Origin of the sequence: Nocardia arthritidis NBRC 100137, assembly GCF_001612765.1 — a bacterium.
In the GTDB taxonomy this organism is placed as follows: domain Bacteria; phylum Actinomycetota; class Actinomycetes; order Mycobacteriales; family Mycobacteriaceae; genus Nocardia; species Nocardia arthritidis.
This window is the reverse complement of record NZ_BDBB01000033.1, coordinates 41,548-58,195: the sequence shown is the minus strand read 5'-3', so window position 1 is coordinate 58,195 and position 16,648 is coordinate 41,548. Positions and strand designations below refer to the sequence as shown.

The following is a 16,648-nucleotide window of genomic DNA, read 5'->3' as shown; positions in this document are numbered from 1 at the left end:
TCGGCCGCAGCCGATCCGGATCCGGTGCCGCGCCCACCGCACTAGGATTTGCGCGACGGGCGACACCTTGCGGGATGCGGCGACCGAGGAGGCACAGTCGATGGAACGCACGACATGCCTGGTGGTCGGCGGGGGACCGGCCGGAATGTTCCTCGGGCTGCTGCTGGCCAGGGCAGGTGTGGAGGTCACGGTGCTGGAGAAGCACACGGATTTCCTCCGCGACTTCCGCGGCGACACCGTGCATCCCACCACCCTCGACCTGATCGACGAACTGGGTCTCGGCGCCGAATTCGCGAAACTTCCCGCGCGCAAGGTGGATCAGGTGCAGTTGCCGATCGCGGGCGGCCTGCAGACCCTCGCGACGCTGAAAAACCTGCCGGGCAAGCACAAATACGTCGCCATGGTGCCGCAATGGGATCTGCTGGATCTGCTCGCGCGTGCCGCGGCGGCCGAGCCCACCTTCCGTCTGCGGATGAATACCGAGGCCACCGACCTGGTCTGGATCGATGGGCGGGTCGGTGGCGTCGTCTACCGCACCGCCGACGGCGCGACCGGCTCGATCGAAGCCGACCTCACCGTGGCCTGCGACGGCCGCGGCTCACTGCTGCGGTGGGCGGCGGGGCTGTCGGCACACGCCTGGTCGGCGCCGATGGACGTCTGGTGGTTCCGCCTGCCGCGCACCGAGATCGACCCCGTCGGCGCGCTGCCGATCGTCAGCGCCCGGCGGGTGGCGGTTCTGCTCGACCGCGGCGACTACTGGCAGTGCGCGACGTTGATCGCCAAGGGCGCCGACGCGCCCGCCCGCCGCGGGCCGGTCGGGGACGTCATGCGCGGTCTGGCCGAGGCCGCGCCCTGGCTCTACGACCGGGTCGACGCCTTGTCCAGCTGGGACGAGGTCAAGTTGCTGGACGTGAGACTCGACCGGCTGACCCAGTGGTACACCCACGGCCTGCTCTGTCTCGGCGACGCCGCCCACGCCATGTCACCGGCCGGCGGCGTCGGCATCAACCTGGCCGTTCAGGATGCCGTCGCCGCGGCCAGAATTCTCGCCCCGCCGCTGCTCTCGGGCACGCTGCGGATCAGGGATCTGGCGAAGGTGCAGCGACGGCGCAGATTCCCGACCGTCGTGACGCAGGGCATGCAGCGGCTCCTGCACGCTATCGCGATCGCTCCTGCCCTCGACGGGCGAATCGACATCGCGAGCGCTTCCCGCGCACCGCTGCCGGTGCGCATCCTGCGCCGGGTCCCCGTGATACGCAGCGTGCCACCGTACTTGCTCGCTCGCGGCGTCTTGCCGGAGCACGCTCCGCACTTCGCCCGGCGGTAGCGGTCCGGGCGGGCGCTCAGACCGGAACGTCGGGGGACGACGCGGGCGGGGTCGCGATCCAGCCCGCGACGGCCACGAGCCCGGTCGGGCGGTGTACGGCGAGAAAGCCGAAGGGGCGGTCGAAGTTCACCGAGACGACGGGTGCGTAGTTGTGCCGCAGCGCCGCCCCTGCCGCGCGTAACGCGAAGGCCGTCACGGCGGCGGCCTCGAAGCCTTCATGGCTGAACCGGGCGAGGACCTCCTGCGCTCCGCCACCGACGCAGAGCGGGAAAGGCGAGATCGCCGGGAAATGGCCCTGGGTGCAGTCGGTCGCGGCGGTCAGTCCGAACAAGCCGGGCCGGGTGAGCAGGTCATGGGTGGATCTGACCTCGAAAGGCGGCAGCCGGATTCGCAGTTGAGCTGTGCCGGTCAGCACCTGCTCGGTGCGCACGGCGAGGCCCGGCCCCTCGGTGCCGACCGGCAGGTCGGAGCGGACCGGCACGGCACCGGACAGCGCCGCCAGGCCGGTTCCGAGCACGGTCCCGGCGGTGCCCGTGCCGAGCAGCAGGTGGACGTCGAGGTCGGCCACACCTTCGACGACGACGCGCGTGACCGGTTCCGGCGCGTCCAGGATCGCGGCGTTCGCCAGATCTGTGCTCGCGCGCGACAACCCGGGGCCGCGATGCCCCTGCCACGGACCGTCTTTCGGGGTCAGCGTCCCGACGTCGAAAGGCACTTGCCACCGGGTCTTCGCGACCAGCGCGGTGGCGAGCACCAGCAGCGTGCCGGGATCGACCGAGAGGGGGAACCGCTCGATGAGCCCGTCGGTATGCCGGGCCGCCCAGCTGTCGAGTTCGGACTGGCCGGCCAGCCGGGCGAGAACTCCCTCGGGCAGCGCCTGCGACCAGGCTTCGTCCAGCGGAAGATCATGGCGCACCCACACGCCCAGCGCCGCCGACACCGCGTCCGCGCGCTGGAGGTCGTGCAGCAACCGGAGCGCTTCTTCCCGGCCCGTCGCCGCGGGTACGCCGATCGCTGTCGACAGTTCGTCCCGTGCCGGACCGTCCGCCGCGGAGGCGAGCAAGGTCAGCAGCGGCCAGACGCCTGCGCCGGACACCACGAAGTCTCGCTCGCCCACCGCCGCGCACCAGCGTGCCGTGAGCGCGTTGGCGGCGCCGATATGGGATTCCAGAGAAGTCCGCACGGAACCCACCCTAGCCACGGCGGCGCAGGCTTCGCGCCGCTCTCAGGACGTGGCGGCCCCAGGACGCAGCACGATTTTGCCCAGGGGGGCCCGGTTCTCCAGCAGCCGATGCGCGTGACTTGCCTGGTCAAGCGGAAGTACCGTCTCGACCAGCGGATCGAGCCCACCCGCCGCCGCGCGGGCCAGCACGGCTCCGCGCGCCTGTGCGACTCGGTTCAGCCAGTCCGCCCCCGCGCAGCCGGTGAAGGTGAGCCCGCGCATGATCAGGTCGGTCGCCGACACCTGCGCGGGTGCGCCGGACAGCCATCCGTAGCCCAGCATCCGTCCGCGCAGCGGGGTCATGAGATCGAGCAGGCCGGATGCGCTCGCACCGCCGATCGAATCGAACACCACATCAACGGTTGTGCCGCCGAGCGCTTCACGCAGCCGGGTGGTCCACGCGGGATCGTTGTGGTCGATCACCTCGTCGGCGCCCAGCGCGCGAGCCCGGGCCGCTTTCTCGGGGCTGCCCGCGGTGCCGATGACGCGCGCCGCCCCGAATTCTGCGGCCAGTTGGGTCAGGGCGCTGCCGACACCCGTGGCGGCCGCCTCGATCAGGACGGTTTCGACGCCTGTCAGCGCGGCGGTCTCGAGCAGCGGAATCGCCACCGATCCGTTCATCAGCACCGCCGCGGCGTCGACGAAGGACAGGCCGTCCGGAATGGGCGCCACGGAATCAGCGGGCGCGGCGACGAATTCGGCGTAGGCGCCGCAACCCTTGGTCGCCACGACGACTCGTCGTCCGAGCAGCGCCGGATCGACTTGCGGGCCGACCTCCGTGACGACCCCTGCGGCCTGGAAACCGAAGATCAGCGGCAGCGGCGCGCCGAGCGGGAACTCGCCGGAGCGCAGCTTTGTCTCCGGGAACAGCACCGGTATCGCCTCGGCGCGGATCACCACCTCGTCCGCGGCCGCCTGCGGGGCGGGGACATCGGCGGCCACCAGCACGTCGGGGTCCCCTACTGCCGTCATTACGATTGCCTGCATCACGAACTCCATAAATTGACTGACGGTCCAATTGATTACTCGATCATATGGACCGTTGGTCAACTTGTCTAGAAAGCGGGTGCGATGGTCGACGGACGGCCCAGAGAACGGGCGGACGCGGCGCGCAATCGACGGGCGATTCTGGATGCCACCAGCGCGCTGCTCGCGGAGCACGGCGCCGAAGCGATCACCATGGACCGGGTCGCGGCCGCCGCCGGAGTGGGCAAAGGCACCATCTTCCATCGCTTCGGCAACCGCGCCGGGCTCTTGCACGAGATGGTTGCCGAGAGCGCGCTCACGCTCATGGACGCGATCACCAACGGCCCGCCGCCGCTGGGTCCCGGTGCGCCCGCCGATGTCCGCTTGATCGCGTACTTCGACGCGATGGCACGGCTGGTGATCGACAATTCCGAGCTGATGGTCGCCTATCGCACCGAGCCCCCGCATCCGCGGACCGCCGAGTTCCACGCGTTCTGGGACAACCACGTCACCACGTTGCTGAGCGAAGCCCGTCCGGACCTGGACGCCGAAGTGGTCGGGCGGCTGCTGCTCGGCGCGTTGAGCGCCGAGTTGGTGCCCGCCATGGTCCGGGCCGGTGAGACCGATCGGTTGCTGGCGGCGGTGCGGGAGTTGGTCGAGTCGGTGCTACGCACGCCCTGACCGCTCAACCCACCGCGTGTGGCTCAGCCCGTGCGCCCGGAAGGCCGGCCGTGGGCCGGCGTCGGCGCGACCTCATGAGTTCGTCCGGGCAGGGTCGGACCGGCACGGGTTCGGCCCGCAGCCTGTTCTCGGGATGCTCGGTATTCGAGTCCATTGTGCCGCAGGGCCTTCCGACTCGGGCCCGTGCGGCGATCAGTCCCGCGACAGGATGGCCTCGAAGCGTTCGTCCGCGCGGTCGAGTTGGTCGAGGATGTGCCGCCGGACGTGGTCGGCCAGCGGTGTGTCCGGCCGGGTGACCAGGTCGCGGTAGACGTCGGTGAGCGGGCGGTACTTGGCGGCGAGTTTCGTCATCGCGGGACCGGTGGCGTAGAGGATGCCGACGCCGTTGTCGGTGAAATCGGAGAGCTTGATGACGCGGGCCCACGGGTCCCGGTCGAGGTTGGCCGCGACGTGTTCGCGGTACTGCGCCTGCCGGTCGCGCGCCGGATCCGGTTCGGGATTGGTCACCGCGGCGACGAGATCGGCCACGCGCGCACCGAATCGATCGGCGAGCGTGTCCAGCGCGGCGCCGACGGCCGGGCCGGGGCGATCGGCGGCCAGTTCGGCGGCGTGATCCTCGACCGAGTCGTGCAACAGCCCCGCTGCGACCACATCGGGATCCCGGATCTCGTAGTGGCTGATGATCCGAATCGTCACGCGCAGAAGATGACTGAGGTAGGGTTCGCGGCCGTACCTGTCGTCACGGTGCAGGTCGGCCGCGAGATCGAGCGCCGCGGCCAGGCGCTGTGTGTCCGGAAGTTCGGCGATTTCCAGCAGTAGTCGTTCCCGCAGCCCGGCTTCTCCGTAGACCTCGCTGATCGTGTGCAGCGGCATCACGGCCAAGACCCCCGCCCCTGGATTGCTCATGTTGCCAGGCTAACCGGACGGTGCGACACATGACGGGCGACGGAGTGCCCGGCCCGCTCATCGGACGCCGCGTGGGCGGTACTGGATGCTGATCCGCGGACCGGTGGGTTTGCGTGTCTTCGGCACCGCGTGCTCCCAGGTGCGCTGGCAGGAGCCGCCCATCACAAGGAGATCGCCGTGACCGACAGGGTATTTGATGCTCGCGCCGCCGCCGCGCGGCCGTAGTAGCAGCGCCCGCGGGGCCCCGATCGACACGATCGCGACCATGGTGTCGTGGGTTGCCCCGCGGCCGATGTCGTCGCCGTGCCAGGCGACGCTGTCGCGCCCGTCCCGGTAGTAGCACAGACCCGCGGTGCGGAACGGCTCGCCGAGTTCGTGCCGGTAGTGCTCGCTCAATGCGGTGCGGGCGTCGGCCAGTGCCGGGTCCGGCAGCGGTTCGTGCTCGGAGTAGAACCGCAGCAGCCGGGGCACATCGACCACGCGGTCGTACATCGGCCTGCGTTCGGCTTTCCACGGCACGCGGTCGACGAGCCGGTCGAACAGCGCGTCCGCGCCCGAGAGCCATCCGGGCAGCAGATCCACCCAGGCCCCGTGGCCGAGCACGGTACGACGCGTATCGCGCAGCGGCGCGAATTCGGTGTCGCCGCATCCGTCGAGCAGCGATCCCTGCAGCGGTGTGGACATGCGGCCGAGCGTACCGCTGATCGAACATATGTGCTAGCGGTTTTCGGTCACGGTTGTCGGTGCTTCTCGGTGAGGCCGACCGGGTAGGGCCCCGGCGCGCGGCCGCGTCCCCAGGGCGGTCAGTGGCCCCGCTCACAGCGCGATATGCCTGGTGAAAGCGGGGCCGACGGCGCTGATACGCTGCTTGCCGTAAGACATCCTTTAACGGACCGTCCGGTGAGGCGGGGAAGGAGGTCGGCATGGCCGTGCCCGAAGAGCGGGCCGCCAAGTCCGGCGCTGCCGAGACATCGCAGCGACATACCCCGGGGTGGGTGGCGGCGGGGCGAGAGCTGTTGTCGGCTTCGGATGTCGGGCGGACCATCGCGCGCATCGCGCACCAGATCATCGAGAAGACCGCGCTGGACGCGGGTGAGCCGGACGCGCCGCGGCTGGTGCTGATCGGCATCCCCACCCGGGGAACCACCCTGGCGGCGCGGCTCACCGAGAAGATCGAGGAATTCTCCGGCGTCCGCCCGGCCCTGGGCTCGCTCGACATCACCCTCTACCGCGACGATCTGCGCAGCCGTCCGCACCGGCCGCTGGAACGCACCTCCGTTCCGGAAGGCGGTATCGAGGACGCGCTGGTGGTTCTGGTCGACGACGTCCTGTTCTCCGGTCGCACCGTCCGCTCCGCGCTCGACGGCCTGCGCGACCTCGGCCGCCCGCGCGCGGTGCAGCTGGCGGTGCTGATCGACCGCGGTCACCGGGAACTGCCGATCCGCGCCGATTACGTGGGCAAGAACGTACCGACGAGCCGGTCCGAGGACATCTCGGTCCTGCTGTCCGAACACGACGGCCGCGACGGCGTCTACCTGCGTCAGGAGGAGGCGTGATGGGGCTGTCACACGCCGGCTCGCGGCAGGAGGCATGCGCGTGAGGCATTTGCTGTCGGTCGCCGGGCTCGACCGCGCCGCCGCGACCGAACTGCTCGACGAGGCCGAGCGTTTCGAACAGGCCCTGCTCGGCCGCGAGGTGCACAAGCTGCCCACGCTGCGCGGGCGCACCGTGATGACCGTCTTCTTCGAGAACTCCACCCGGACCCGGGTCTCGTTCGAGGTGGCGGGCAAGTGGATGAGCGCGGACGTGATCAACGTCAGCGCGAGCAGTTCCTCGGTCGCGAAGGGTGAGTCGCTGCGCGACACCGCGCTGACCTTGCACGCCGCGGGCGCCGACGCGTTGATCGTGCGGCACCCGGCGTCCGGCGCCGCGCACCAGATCGCCCGCTGGATGGACGAGTGGGCCGTCTCGGCGGGACGCGCCTCCGGTCCGGCGGTCGTCAACGCGGGTGACGGAACACACGAGCACCCGACCCAGGCCCTGCTGGACGCGTTGACCCTGCGGCAGCGGCTGGGCGACATCGAGGGCAAGCGGGTCGTCATCGTCGGCGACATCCTGCACAGCCGGGTCGCGCGGTCCAACGTCTTCCTGCTGGCCACGCTCGGCGCGGAGGTCGTGCTGGTCGCCCCGCGCACGCTGCTTCCGGTCGGCGTGCAGACCTGGCCCGCCCGCGTCTCGCACCATTTGGACGCCGAACTGATCGGCGCCGACGCGGTGCTGATGCTGCGCGTGCAGGCCGAGCGGATGAACGGCGGGTTCTTCCCGTCGGCGCGGGAGTACTCGATCACCTACGGGTTGTCCGAACGCAGGCTGGCCCTGCTGGAGGACCACGCCGTCGTGCTGCATCCCGGACCGATGCTGCGCGGCATGGAGATCGCGTCCTCGGTCGCGGACTCGCCGAAAGCCGCGGTGCTGCAACAGGTCACCAACGGCGTACACCTGCGGATGGCGGTCTTGTTCCGCCTGCTGGTCGGGACACAGGAGGTAGTGGCATGAGCGGTCAGGCCCGGAGGAGGCAGCGCAGCGTGACCACGCAGGGCTCCGCTCGTGCCGGAGAGGACGCAGCATGAGCGGAAACAGCGACACCGCCGTCTTGATCAAGGGTGCGCTGCTGTACGGCGAAGGCGAACCGGTCGACGTGCTCGTCGCCGATGGGGAGATCCGCCGGATCGGCACCGATCTGGACGCGGTCGACGCCGAGATCATCGACGCGCGGGGGCAGGTTCTGCTGCCCGGCTTCGTCGACCTGCACACTCACCTGCGCGAGCCGGGGCGCGAGGACACGGAGACCATCGAATCCGGATCCGCCGCCGCCGCGCTCGGCGGCTACACCGCGGTGTTCGCGATGGCCAACACCAATCCGGTCGCCGACTCGGTGGTCGTGACCGACCACGTGTGGCGGCGCGGCCGGGAGGTCGGCCTGGTCGACGTGTATCCGGTCGGCGCGGTCACCGTCGGCTTGGAGGGCAAGCAGCTCGCCGAGATGGGGACGATGGCCGCGGGCGTCGGCGCGGTGCGCATGTTCTCCGACGACGGCCACTGTGTTTACGACCCGCTGATCATGCGCCGCGCCCTGGAGTACGCGAATTCGCTCGGGGTGCTGATCGCCCAGCACGCGGAGGAGCCGAGGCTGACCCAGGGCGCCATCGCGCACGAGGGACCGACCGCGGCCCGGCTGGGGCTGGCGGGCTGGCCGCGCGCGGCGGAGGAGTCCATCGTCGCGCGCGACGCCCTGCTGGCACGGGACGCGGACGCCCGGGTGCACATCTGCCACGCTTCCACCGCGGGCACCGTGGAACTGGTGCGGTGGGCGAAGTCCCAGGGCATCTCCATCACCGCCGAGGTCACCCCGCACCACTTGCTGCTGGACGACTCCCGGCTGGAGACCTACGACGCGGTCAACAAGGTCAACCCGCCGCTGCGCGAGGCGTCCGACGCCGCCGCGCTGCGGCAGGCGCTGGCCGACGGCATCATCGACTGCGTCGCCACCGACCACGCTCCGCACGCCGAGCAGGACAAGTGCTGCGAGTTCGCCGCTGCCCGGCCGGGCATGCTGGGGCTGGAGACAGCGCTGTCGATCATCGTGCGGACCATGGTCGAGCCGGGGCTGCTGGACTGGCGCGGCGTCGCCCGCGTGATGAGCGAGCGCCCGGCCGCGATCGTTGGTCTGGACGAGCACGGCAGGCCACTCGAGGTCGGTGAGCCGGCGAACTTGACGCTGGTCGACCCGGAGGCGAGCTGGACGGTGCGCGGGAAGGAACTGGCCAGCATCTCGAACAACACGCCGTTCGAGGCGATGACCTTTCCGGCGCGGGTGACCGCGACGCTGCTGCGCGGCCGGGTCACCGCCCGGGACGGCAAGGCGCTGGGCGCAGCCCTTCGAGGAGGTTCGTAGTGGAGAGAACGCTCTGGGTTGCCGGGCTGCTGGTCCTGTTCGCGGTCTGCCTCTGGCTGATGTACCGGGGCTGGCGCAACCGCGCGGCACGTCAGGCGGAGCGCATCGGCGCGCTGCCCGCCGTGCCCGCCGAGCTCGGCGCGCAGGTGCTGGAGCCGACCACCGGCCTGTATCTGGGCAGCACGATCGCGCCCAGCTGGCAGGACCGGATCACGGTGGGCGACCTGGGTTTCCGGGCCACCGCGGAACTCACGCGGTTCGAACGGGGGATTCTGCTCGAGCGCGACGGCGCGACGGTGATCTGGATTCCGCAGGAATCCATCACGGCGGTGCGCACCGAACGCGGCCACGCGGGCAAAGTGATGACGGAAGATGGTGTGCTGGTCATTCGCTGGAAGCTGCCGACCGGAACCGAGATCGACACGGGTTTCCGCGGCGACGACAAGTCGGTCTACCCGGCTTGGCGTCGGCTTCCTGCGGCGGATCAGAGCGGGACGATGACGGGAGATGACGAGGGATGACAGGAGAAGCCGCATTCGTGCTGGAGGACGGCCGGGTGTTTCGCGGCCGGGCCTACGGCGCCGTGGGCCAGACGCTCGGTGAGGCGGTGTTCTGCACCGCGATGACCGGGTACCAGGAGACCCTCACCGACCCGTCCTACCACCGGCAGATCGTGGTGGCCACCGCGCCGCAGATCGGCAACACCGGCTGGAACGACGAGGACGACGAGTCCACCAAGATCTGGGTCGCCGGGTACGCGGTGCGCGACCCGGCGCGGCGCGCGTCCAACTGGCGCGCCACCACGACGCTGCCGGACGAACTGGAGCGGCAGCGGATCGTCGGCATCGCGGGCATCGACACCCGCGCGCTGGTGCGTCACCTGCGCACCCGCGGTTCGATGAAGGCGGGCATCTTCTCCGGTGACGCGCTCGCCGCCCCCGACGAGCTGGTGGCTCGGGTGACCGGGCAGCCGTCCATGCTGGGCGCCGACCTCGCGGGCGAGGTGACCACCGACGCGCTCTACACGATCGAACCCGACGGCGAGCACCGGCGCACGGTGGTCGCCGTCGATCTCGGGATCAAGACCAACACCCCGCGCATGTTCGCGCAGCGCGGCATGCGGGTGCACGTCGTGTCCTCGTCCACCACGCTGGATCAGATCCTCGAATTGAAGCCGGACGGGGTCTTCCTGTCCAACGGTCCGGGTGACCCGGCCACCGCCGACGCCGCGGTCGAGCTGACTCGCGGCGTGCTGGGCGCGGGCCTGCCGCTGTTCGGCATCTGCTTCGGCAACCAGATCCTCGGCCGTGCGCTCGGCCGGGGCACCTACAAGATGAAGTTCGGCCACCGCGGCATCAACATCCCGGTGGTGGAGCACGAGACCGGCCGGATCTCGATCACGGCGCAGAACCACGGGTTCGCGCTGGAGGGCGAGCGGGGCGAGCGGTTCGACACCCCCTTCGGCACGGCCGAGGTGAGTCACGTCTGCGCCAACGACGGCACGGTCGAAGGAGTCCGGCTGGTCGACGGCCGCGCCTTCTCCGTGCAGTACCACCCGGAGGCCGCCGCCGGACCCCACGACGCCGCATATCTGTTCGACCGTTTCGCCGGTCTCATGGAAGGAGCCTGATGCCTCGCCGCGAGGATCTCGAGCACATCCTGGTGATCGGTTCTGGCCCGATCGTCATCGGCCAGGCGTGCGAATTCGACTACTCCGGCACGCAGGCGTGCCGGGTGCTGCGGGCCGAGGGCCTGCGGGTGTCGCTGGTCAACTCGAACCCGGCGACGATCATGACCGACCCGGAGTTCGCCGACGCCACCTACGTGGAGCCGATCACGCCGGAGTTCGTGGAAAAGGTCATCGAGAAGGAGCGCCCCGACGCCATCCTGGCCACCCTCGGCGGCCAGACCGCGCTGAACACCGCGGTCGCGCTGCACGAGCGCGGGGTGCTGGAGAAGTACGGCGTGGAGCTGATCGGCGCCGACTTCGACGCCATCCAGCGCGGTGAGGACCGGCAGAAGTTCAAGGACATCGTGGCCAAGGTGGGCGGCGAGAGCGCCCGCTCGCGGGTCTGCTTCACCATGGACGAGGTGCGCGAGACGGTGCGCGAGCTCGGCTTCCCGGTGGTGGTGCGCCCGTCGTTCACCATGGGCGGGCTCGGTTCCGGCATGGCCTACAACGACGAGGACCTCGATCGCATCGCCGGCGGCGGCCTGGCCGCCTCGCCCACCGCGAACGTCCTCATCGAGGAGTCCATTCTCGGCTGGAAGGAATACGAACTCGAGCTGATGCGCGACGGCCGCGACAACGTCGTGGTGGTCTGCTCGATCGAGAATGTCGACCCGATGGGCGTGCACACCGGCGACTCGATGACCGTCGCCCCCGCGATGACGCTCACCGACCGCGAGTATCAGAAGTTGCGTGATCTCGGCATCGCCATCCTGCGCGAGGTCGGTGTCGACACCGGCGGCTGCAACATCCAGTTCGCGGTGAACCCGAGCGACGGCCGCCTGATCGTCATCGAGATGAACCCGCGCGTCTCGCGCTCGTCCGCGCTGGCGTCGAAGGCGACGGGCTTCCCGATCGCGAAGATCGCCGCCAAACTGGCGATCGGGTACACCCTCGACGAGATCGTCAACGACATCACCAAGGAGACGCCCGCCTGTTTCGAGCCGACCCTCGACTACGTGGTCGTCAAGGCGCCGCGGTTCGCGTTCGAGAAGTTCCCCGGCGCCGACGGCACGCTGACCACCACCATGAAGTCCGTCGGCGAGGCGATGTCGCTGGGCCGCAACTTCGCCGAGTCGCTGGGCAAGGTGCTGCGTTCGCTGGAGACCAAGGCCGCGGGCTTCTGGACCCAGGACGACGGCGCGTGGACCGACGTCGAAGCGATCCTGGAGGATCTGCGCACGCCCACCGAGGGGCGCATCTACCAGGTCGAGCGGGCGCTGCGCCTGGGCGCGAGCATCGAGGACGTCGCCGCCGCCTCGGGCATCGACCCGTGGTTCGTCGCGGAAGTGGCGGGCTTGGTCGAACTGCGCCGGGAGATCCTCGACGCGCCCGTGCTGGACGAGCCGCTGCTGCGCCGGGCCAAGCACTACGGCCTGTCCGATCGTCAGCTGGCCGCGCTGCGGCCCGAGCTGGCGGGGGAAACCGGTGTGCGCGCCCTGCGGCACCGGCTCGGGGTTCGCCCGGTCTTCAAGACCGTCGACACCTGCGCCGCCGAGTTCGAGGCCAAGACGCCGTACCACTACTCGGCCTACGAACTCGATCCCGCCGCCGAATCAGAGGTGGCGCCACAGCGCGAGCGCGCGAAGGTGATCATCCTCGGTTCCGGACCGAACCGGATCGGCCAGGGCATCGAGTTCGACTACTCGTGCGTGCACGCGGCGCAGACGCTGTCACAGGCCGGATACGAGACGGTGATGGTCAACTGCAACCCCGAGACCGTCTCCACCGACTACGACACCGCCGATCGTCTCTACTTCGAGCCGCTGACCTTCGAGGACGTGCTCGAGATCTACCACGCCGAGTGCGAGTCGGGCACCGTCGCGGGCGTCATCGTGCAGCTGGGCGGGCAGACGCCGCTCGGACTGGCGCAGCGCCTCACCGAGGCGGGCGTGCCGGTGGTCGGCACCAGCGCGGCCGCCATCGACCTGGCCGAGGACCGCGGCGAGTTCGGCGACGTGCTGGTCGCGGCCGGGCTGCCGGCACCGAAGTACGGCACCGCAACCACGTTCACGCAGGCCAGCAAGATCGCCGCGGAGATCGGCTACCCGGTACTGGTGCGCCCCTCCTACGTCCTCGGCGGCCGCGGCATGGAGATCGTGTACGACGAGAAGTCCCTGGAGGGCTACATCTCCCGCGCGACCGCGCTCAGCCCGGAGCACCCGGTGCTGGTCGACCGCTTCCTGGAGGACGCGATCGAGATCGACGTCGACGCGCTGTGCGACGGCGAGGAGGTCTACCTCGGCGGCGTGATGGAGCACATCGAGGAGGCGGGCATCCACTCCGGCGACTCCGCCTGCGCGCTGCCCCCGATCACGCTGGGCCGCAGCGACATCGAGGCGGTGCGCCGCTCCACCGTCGCGCTGGCCAAGGGCATCGGCGTCCGCGGTCTGCTCAACGTGCAGTACGCGCTCAAGGACGATGTGCTCTACGTCCTGGAGGCCAACCCGCGGGCGAGCCGGACCGTCCCGTTCGTGTCCAAGGCGACCGCGGTGCCGCTGGCCAAGGCCGCCGCACGGATCATGCTCGGCGCCACCATCGCCGAACTTCGCAAGGAGGGCATGCTGCCGAGCGAGGGCGACGGCGGGCATGTCGCGCTGGACGCTCCGGTCGCGGTCAAGGAGGCCGTGCTGCCGTTCCACCGCTTCCGGCGCGCCGACGGCAGCGGCGTGGATTCGCTGCTGTCGCCGGAGATGAAATCCACCGGCGAGGTGATGGGCATCGATGCCGATTTCGGCACCGCCTTCGCCAAGAGCCAGACCGCCGCCTACGGCTCGCTGCCCACCGAGGGCACGGTGTTCGTCTCGATCGCCAACCGGGACAAGCGCGCGATGGTCTTCCCGGTGAAGCGCCTGCACGATCTCGGTTTCCGCATCCTCGCCACCGAGGGTACGGCGGAGATGCTACGCCGCAACGGGATTCCGTGCGAGCAGGTGCGCAAGCACTCCGAGGTGGGTCCGGACGACGAGCCGACGATCGTGGAGCAGATCCGCGACGGCGAGGTCGACATGGTGTTCAACACGCCCTACGGCAACTCCGGCCCCCGCGTGGACGGCTACGAGATCCGCAGCGCGGCGGTCGGGGTGAACATCCCGTGCATCACCACCGTGCAGGGTGCGGCAGCCGCGGTGCAGGGCATCGAGGCCAGCATCAACGGCGGCATCGGTGTGCGGTCGCTGCAGGAACTGCACTCGGTGCTGCGTGGGTGAGCCGCGACCGGACGGAGTGCGCGAGATGAAGACCTTCGGCGAGCGATTGCGACTCGCGATGCGGGACTTCGGGCCCGTCTGCGTCGGGATCGACCCGCACCCGCAATTGCTGCGGTCCTGGGACCTCACCGACGACGTCGAGGGCCTCGAGCGCTTCGCCGAGATATGCGTGGAGGCCTTCGACGGTCTGGTCGCGCTGGTGAAGCCGCAGGTCGCGTTCTTCGAGGCCTACGGCTCCGGCGGTATCGCCGTGCTGGAGCGCGCCATCGAGGTGTTGCGCGCCTCGGGCACCTTGGTGCTCGCCGACGCCAAGCGCGGCGATATCGGTTCCACCATGGACGCCTATGCGCGGACCTGGCTGGCCGACGGTCCACTCGCCTCCGACGCGGTGACGGTCTCGCCGTTCCTCGGATTCGGTTCGCTCGCGCCGGCGCTGGCCCTCGCCGAGGCCAACCGCCGCGGCGTGTTCGTGCTCGCGGCGACGTCGAATCCCGAAGGAGCGCAGGTCCAGCGGGCGGTCGGGGCCGACGGCCGTGCGGTCGCGCAGATGATGGTCGACGAAGCCGCGGCCCGTAACGTGGGCAGCGAGTTCGGATCGGTGGGCGTGGTGGTCGGCGCCACGCTGCGCGAGGCGCCGGACCTGTCCGCGCTCAACGGTCCGATCCTGATGCCCGGGGTGGGCGCTCAGGGCGGCGGCCCGGACACGATCCGCGAGCTGGTCCCCGAGGCGATGCTGGGGGCCGTCCTCCCGAACGTCTCGCGCGAGCTGCTGCGAGCGGGCCCCGGCGTCCCGGCACTGCGTGCCAGGGTGCACGAGCTTCAGGACGCGTTCGCGTTTCTGCAGAAATGACCACGAAGGCCGGCGCACCCGCGCCGGCCTTCGTGGTTTCCGACGCACATGCGCGTGCAGCTGTACTCACACACGCGGCCTTACCGGTGCCTGTGCGCTCTCCTACGCCGATTTCGGCGCCTACCGGTCCCCGGCTGGGTACCTGCCTGCTGGACCGGCGTACAGGGCCGCGAACCGGCACCGGATGCCGCGCGCAGCGGGCCCAATGTCTCTGATGTGACGCCCGACACGCGGGCAGAACTCGCGACACGCGGAAAATTTCGAGAAAGTTCCTGGTAGGGCGGGTGAGGGGTTGCTGGAATGATGCGCTGCGCTACCGCAACCCTTCCGCAAACCATTCGGTTTGGCGAAAACGCCCTGCTGGCGGCGTATTTCGCGGATCGGGCAGCACGCTCCGCGCGGTGGCGCGGGCGGGTCGGGCGACGCACCCCCCTGGGGTCGTCGGTATCCGGAATCATGCGCTGACCTGGGGGGTGGGTTCGCAATCGGCGGACGTCGTGGGTACGGTCGCTGAGACTGCTGGGTTACCGGCAGGAGTTGATGCAATGAACGATGAGACGGAGGAACCGTGGCCCTTCCCCAGCTGACTGACGAGCAGCGCGCCGCTGCTTTGGAGAAGGCGGCTGCCGCTCGCCGCGCTCGGGCGGAGCTCAAGGAGCGCTTGAAGCGTGGCGGCACCAACCTGAAGCAGGTCCTCACCGACGCCGAGACCGACGAGATCCTCGGCAAGATGAAGGTGTCGGCGCTGCTGGAGGCCCTGCCGAAGGTGGGCAAGGTCAAGGCGGCGGAAATCATGAGCGAGCTGGAGATCGCCCCCACCCGGCGGCTGCGCGGACTCGGCGACCGGCAGCGCAAGGCGCTGCTCGCCCGGTTCGACTTCGACGCCTGACGACGAGGGTGATCGAACACACGCGGAAGGGTCGACTGGTAGTACTGGTCGGCCCCTCGGCCGTGGGCAAGTCCACCGTGGTCCGCTGTGTCCGCGAACGACTGCCCGACCTGGTCTTCAGCGTGTCGGCAACGACCCGGGCCCCCCGGCCCGGGGAGGTCGACGGCCTCGATTACCGCTTCGTCTCCCGTGCGGAGTTCGACGCGATGATCGAGGCGGGTGAGCTGCTCGAGTGGGCGGAGATCCACGGCGGGTTGCAGCGGTCGGGCACCCCCGCGGGGCCGGTGCGCGCCGCTCTGGCGGAGGGCCTTCCGGTCCTGGTCGAAGTGGATCTCGAGGGCGCGCGGTCGGTGCGGCGTGCCATCCCGGAAGCGATCCTGGTATTCCTGGCCCCGCCGAGCTGGGAAGAGCTGGTGGCGCGGCTGACCTCACGCGGCACCGAGTCGCCCGAGGTGATCGAGCGCCGCCTGGAAACGGCCAGGATCGAGCTGGCCGCCTGTGACGAGTTCGACATCGTTATCGTGAACGACGAGGTGACCAGCGCCTGTGAGCAGTTGGTATCGTTGTTCGTTAGCACAAATTCGAGTTCGTGACCTCCCAAACACCAGGAGTCCCCCTAGTGAGCAGTACGGACACCAAGACCGCGCCCGCCTATGACACCCCGGTCGGCCTGACCAACCCGCCGATCGACGAGTTGCTCGAGCGCACGTCGTCCAAGTACGCCCTGGTCATCTACGCGGCCAAGCGGGCCCGGCAGATCAACGACTACTACAACCAGCTCGGCGACGGCATCCTCGAGTACGTCGGCCCGCTGGTCGAGCCGGGTCTGCAGGAGAAGCCGCTGTCGGTCGCGCTGCGCGAGATCCACTCCGACCTGCTCGAGCACTCCGAAGGCGAGTGAGGCGAACCGCGTT

Annotated in this window: 16 protein-coding genes; 12 read left to right on the top strand and 4 right to left on the bottom strand. The window is 70.0% G+C overall.

What is annotated here, in order from left to right; all coding sequences use genetic code 11:
* Positions 1 to 100: 100 nt before the first annotated feature.
* On the top strand, positions 101 to 1,327 hold the full coding sequence (locus NA8_RS22445) for an FAD-dependent oxidoreductase (protein ID WP_063052314.1): 1,227 nt from the start codon (positions 101 to 103) through the stop codon (positions 1,325 to 1,327).
* 16 nt (positions 1,328 to 1,343) lie between these two features.
* Here the strand turns inward: NA8_RS22445 and NA8_RS22440 are convergent, their stop codons facing one another.
* Positions 1,344 to 2,510, bottom strand: coding sequence for a serpin family protein (locus NA8_RS22440; protein WP_063052356.1), 1,167 nt, complete (start codon positions 2,508 to 2,510; stop codon positions 1,344 to 1,346).
* Between the two features lie 42 nt (positions 2,511 to 2,552).
* Positions 2,553 to 3,536 (bottom strand): quinone oxidoreductase family protein, encoded by a 984-nt coding sequence (locus NA8_RS22435; protein WP_063052355.1) that lies wholly within the window; start codon positions 3,534 to 3,536, stop codon positions 2,553 to 2,555.
* Positions 3,537 to 3,620: 84 nt separating this feature from the next.
* On the opposite strand from NA8_RS22435, the gene NA8_RS22430 reads away from it, so the two are divergent.
* A complete protein-coding gene (locus NA8_RS22430; RefSeq protein ID WP_063052313.1) occupies positions 3,621 to 4,196 on the top strand; it encodes a TetR/AcrR family transcriptional regulator in 576 nt (191 codons plus the stop codon).
* A gap of 192 nt (positions 4,197 to 4,388) precedes the next feature.
* Here the strand turns inward: NA8_RS22430 and NA8_RS22425 are convergent, their stop codons facing one another.
* Positions 4,389 to 5,102: an HD domain-containing protein gene (locus NA8_RS22425; RefSeq protein WP_063052312.1), complete on the bottom strand. Its 714-nt coding sequence runs from the start codon at positions 5,100 to 5,102 to the stop codon at positions 4,389 to 4,391.
* Positions 5,103 to 5,159: 57 nt separating this feature from the next.
* A complete protein-coding gene (locus NA8_RS22420; RefSeq protein WP_063052311.1) occupies positions 5,160 to 5,786 on the bottom strand; it encodes an alpha-ketoglutarate-dependent dioxygenase AlkB in 627 nt (208 codons plus the stop codon).
* A gap of 239 nt (positions 5,787 to 6,025) precedes the next feature.
* On the opposite strand from NA8_RS22420, the gene pyrR reads away from it, so the two are divergent.
* The 10 genes from pyrR to rpoZ all read left to right on the top strand — a co-directional run bounded on the left by pyrR (position 6,026) and on the right by rpoZ (position 16,635).
* Positions 6,026 to 6,658 (top strand): bifunctional pyr operon transcriptional regulator/uracil phosphoribosyltransferase PyrR, encoded by a 633-nt coding sequence (pyrR, locus tag NA8_RS22415; RefSeq protein WP_063052310.1) that lies wholly within the window; start codon positions 6,026 to 6,028, stop codon positions 6,656 to 6,658.
* Between the two features lie 40 nt (positions 6,659 to 6,698).
* On the top strand, positions 6,699 to 7,658 hold the full coding sequence (locus NA8_RS22410) for an aspartate carbamoyltransferase catalytic subunit (protein WP_063052354.1): 960 nt from the start codon (positions 6,699 to 6,701) through the stop codon (positions 7,656 to 7,658).
* A 70-nt stretch (positions 7,659 to 7,728) separates the two neighbouring features.
* Positions 7,729 to 9,057, top strand: a complete 1,329-nt coding sequence (locus tag NA8_RS22405) for a dihydroorotase (protein ID WP_063052309.1) — start codon at positions 7,729 to 7,731, stop codon at positions 9,055 to 9,057.
* Positions 9,057 to 9,578, top strand: a complete 522-nt coding sequence (locus tag NA8_RS22400) for a PH-like domain-containing protein (RefSeq protein ID WP_063052308.1) — start codon at positions 9,057 to 9,059, stop codon at positions 9,576 to 9,578. The genes NA8_RS22405 and NA8_RS22400 overlap by 1 nt, the downstream gene beginning before the upstream one ends.
* Positions 9,575 to 10,687, top strand: a complete 1,113-nt coding sequence (gene carA / locus NA8_RS22395) for a glutamine-hydrolyzing carbamoyl-phosphate synthase small subunit (RefSeq protein ID WP_063052307.1) — start codon at positions 9,575 to 9,577, stop codon at positions 10,685 to 10,687. The genes NA8_RS22400 and carA overlap by 4 nt, the downstream gene beginning before the upstream one ends.
* Positions 10,687 to 13,995: a carbamoyl-phosphate synthase large subunit gene (carB, locus tag NA8_RS22390; RefSeq protein WP_063052306.1), complete on the top strand. Its 3,309-nt coding sequence runs from the start codon at positions 10,687 to 10,689 to the stop codon at positions 13,993 to 13,995. The genes carA and carB overlap by 1 nt, the downstream gene beginning before the upstream one ends.
* A 25-nt stretch (positions 13,996 to 14,020) precedes the next feature.
* Positions 14,021 to 14,845, top strand: coding sequence for an orotidine-5'-phosphate decarboxylase (pyrF, locus tag NA8_RS22385; protein WP_063052353.1), 825 nt, complete (start codon positions 14,021 to 14,023; stop codon positions 14,843 to 14,845).
* 568 nt (positions 14,846 to 15,413) lie between these two features.
* Positions 15,414 to 15,734 carry an integration host factor, actinobacterial type gene (gene mihF / locus NA8_RS22380; protein WP_028476708.1) on the top strand — a complete coding sequence of 107 codons (321 nt, stop codon included), beginning with the start codon at positions 15,414 to 15,416 and terminating at the stop codon, positions 15,732 to 15,734.
* Positions 15,735 to 15,742: 8 nt separating this feature from the next.
* The gene (gmk, locus tag NA8_RS22375; protein ID WP_063052305.1) at positions 15,743 to 16,327 is read left to right on the top strand and encodes a guanylate kinase; all 585 of its coding nucleotides are present in this window, start codon (positions 15,743 to 15,745) and stop codon (positions 16,325 to 16,327) included.
* 26 nt (positions 16,328 to 16,353) lie between these two features.
* A complete protein-coding gene (rpoZ, locus tag NA8_RS22370; protein WP_039798918.1) occupies positions 16,354 to 16,635 on the top strand; it encodes a DNA-directed RNA polymerase subunit omega in 282 nt (93 codons plus the stop codon).
* The last annotated feature ends 13 nt before the right edge of the window (positions 16,636 to 16,648 follow it).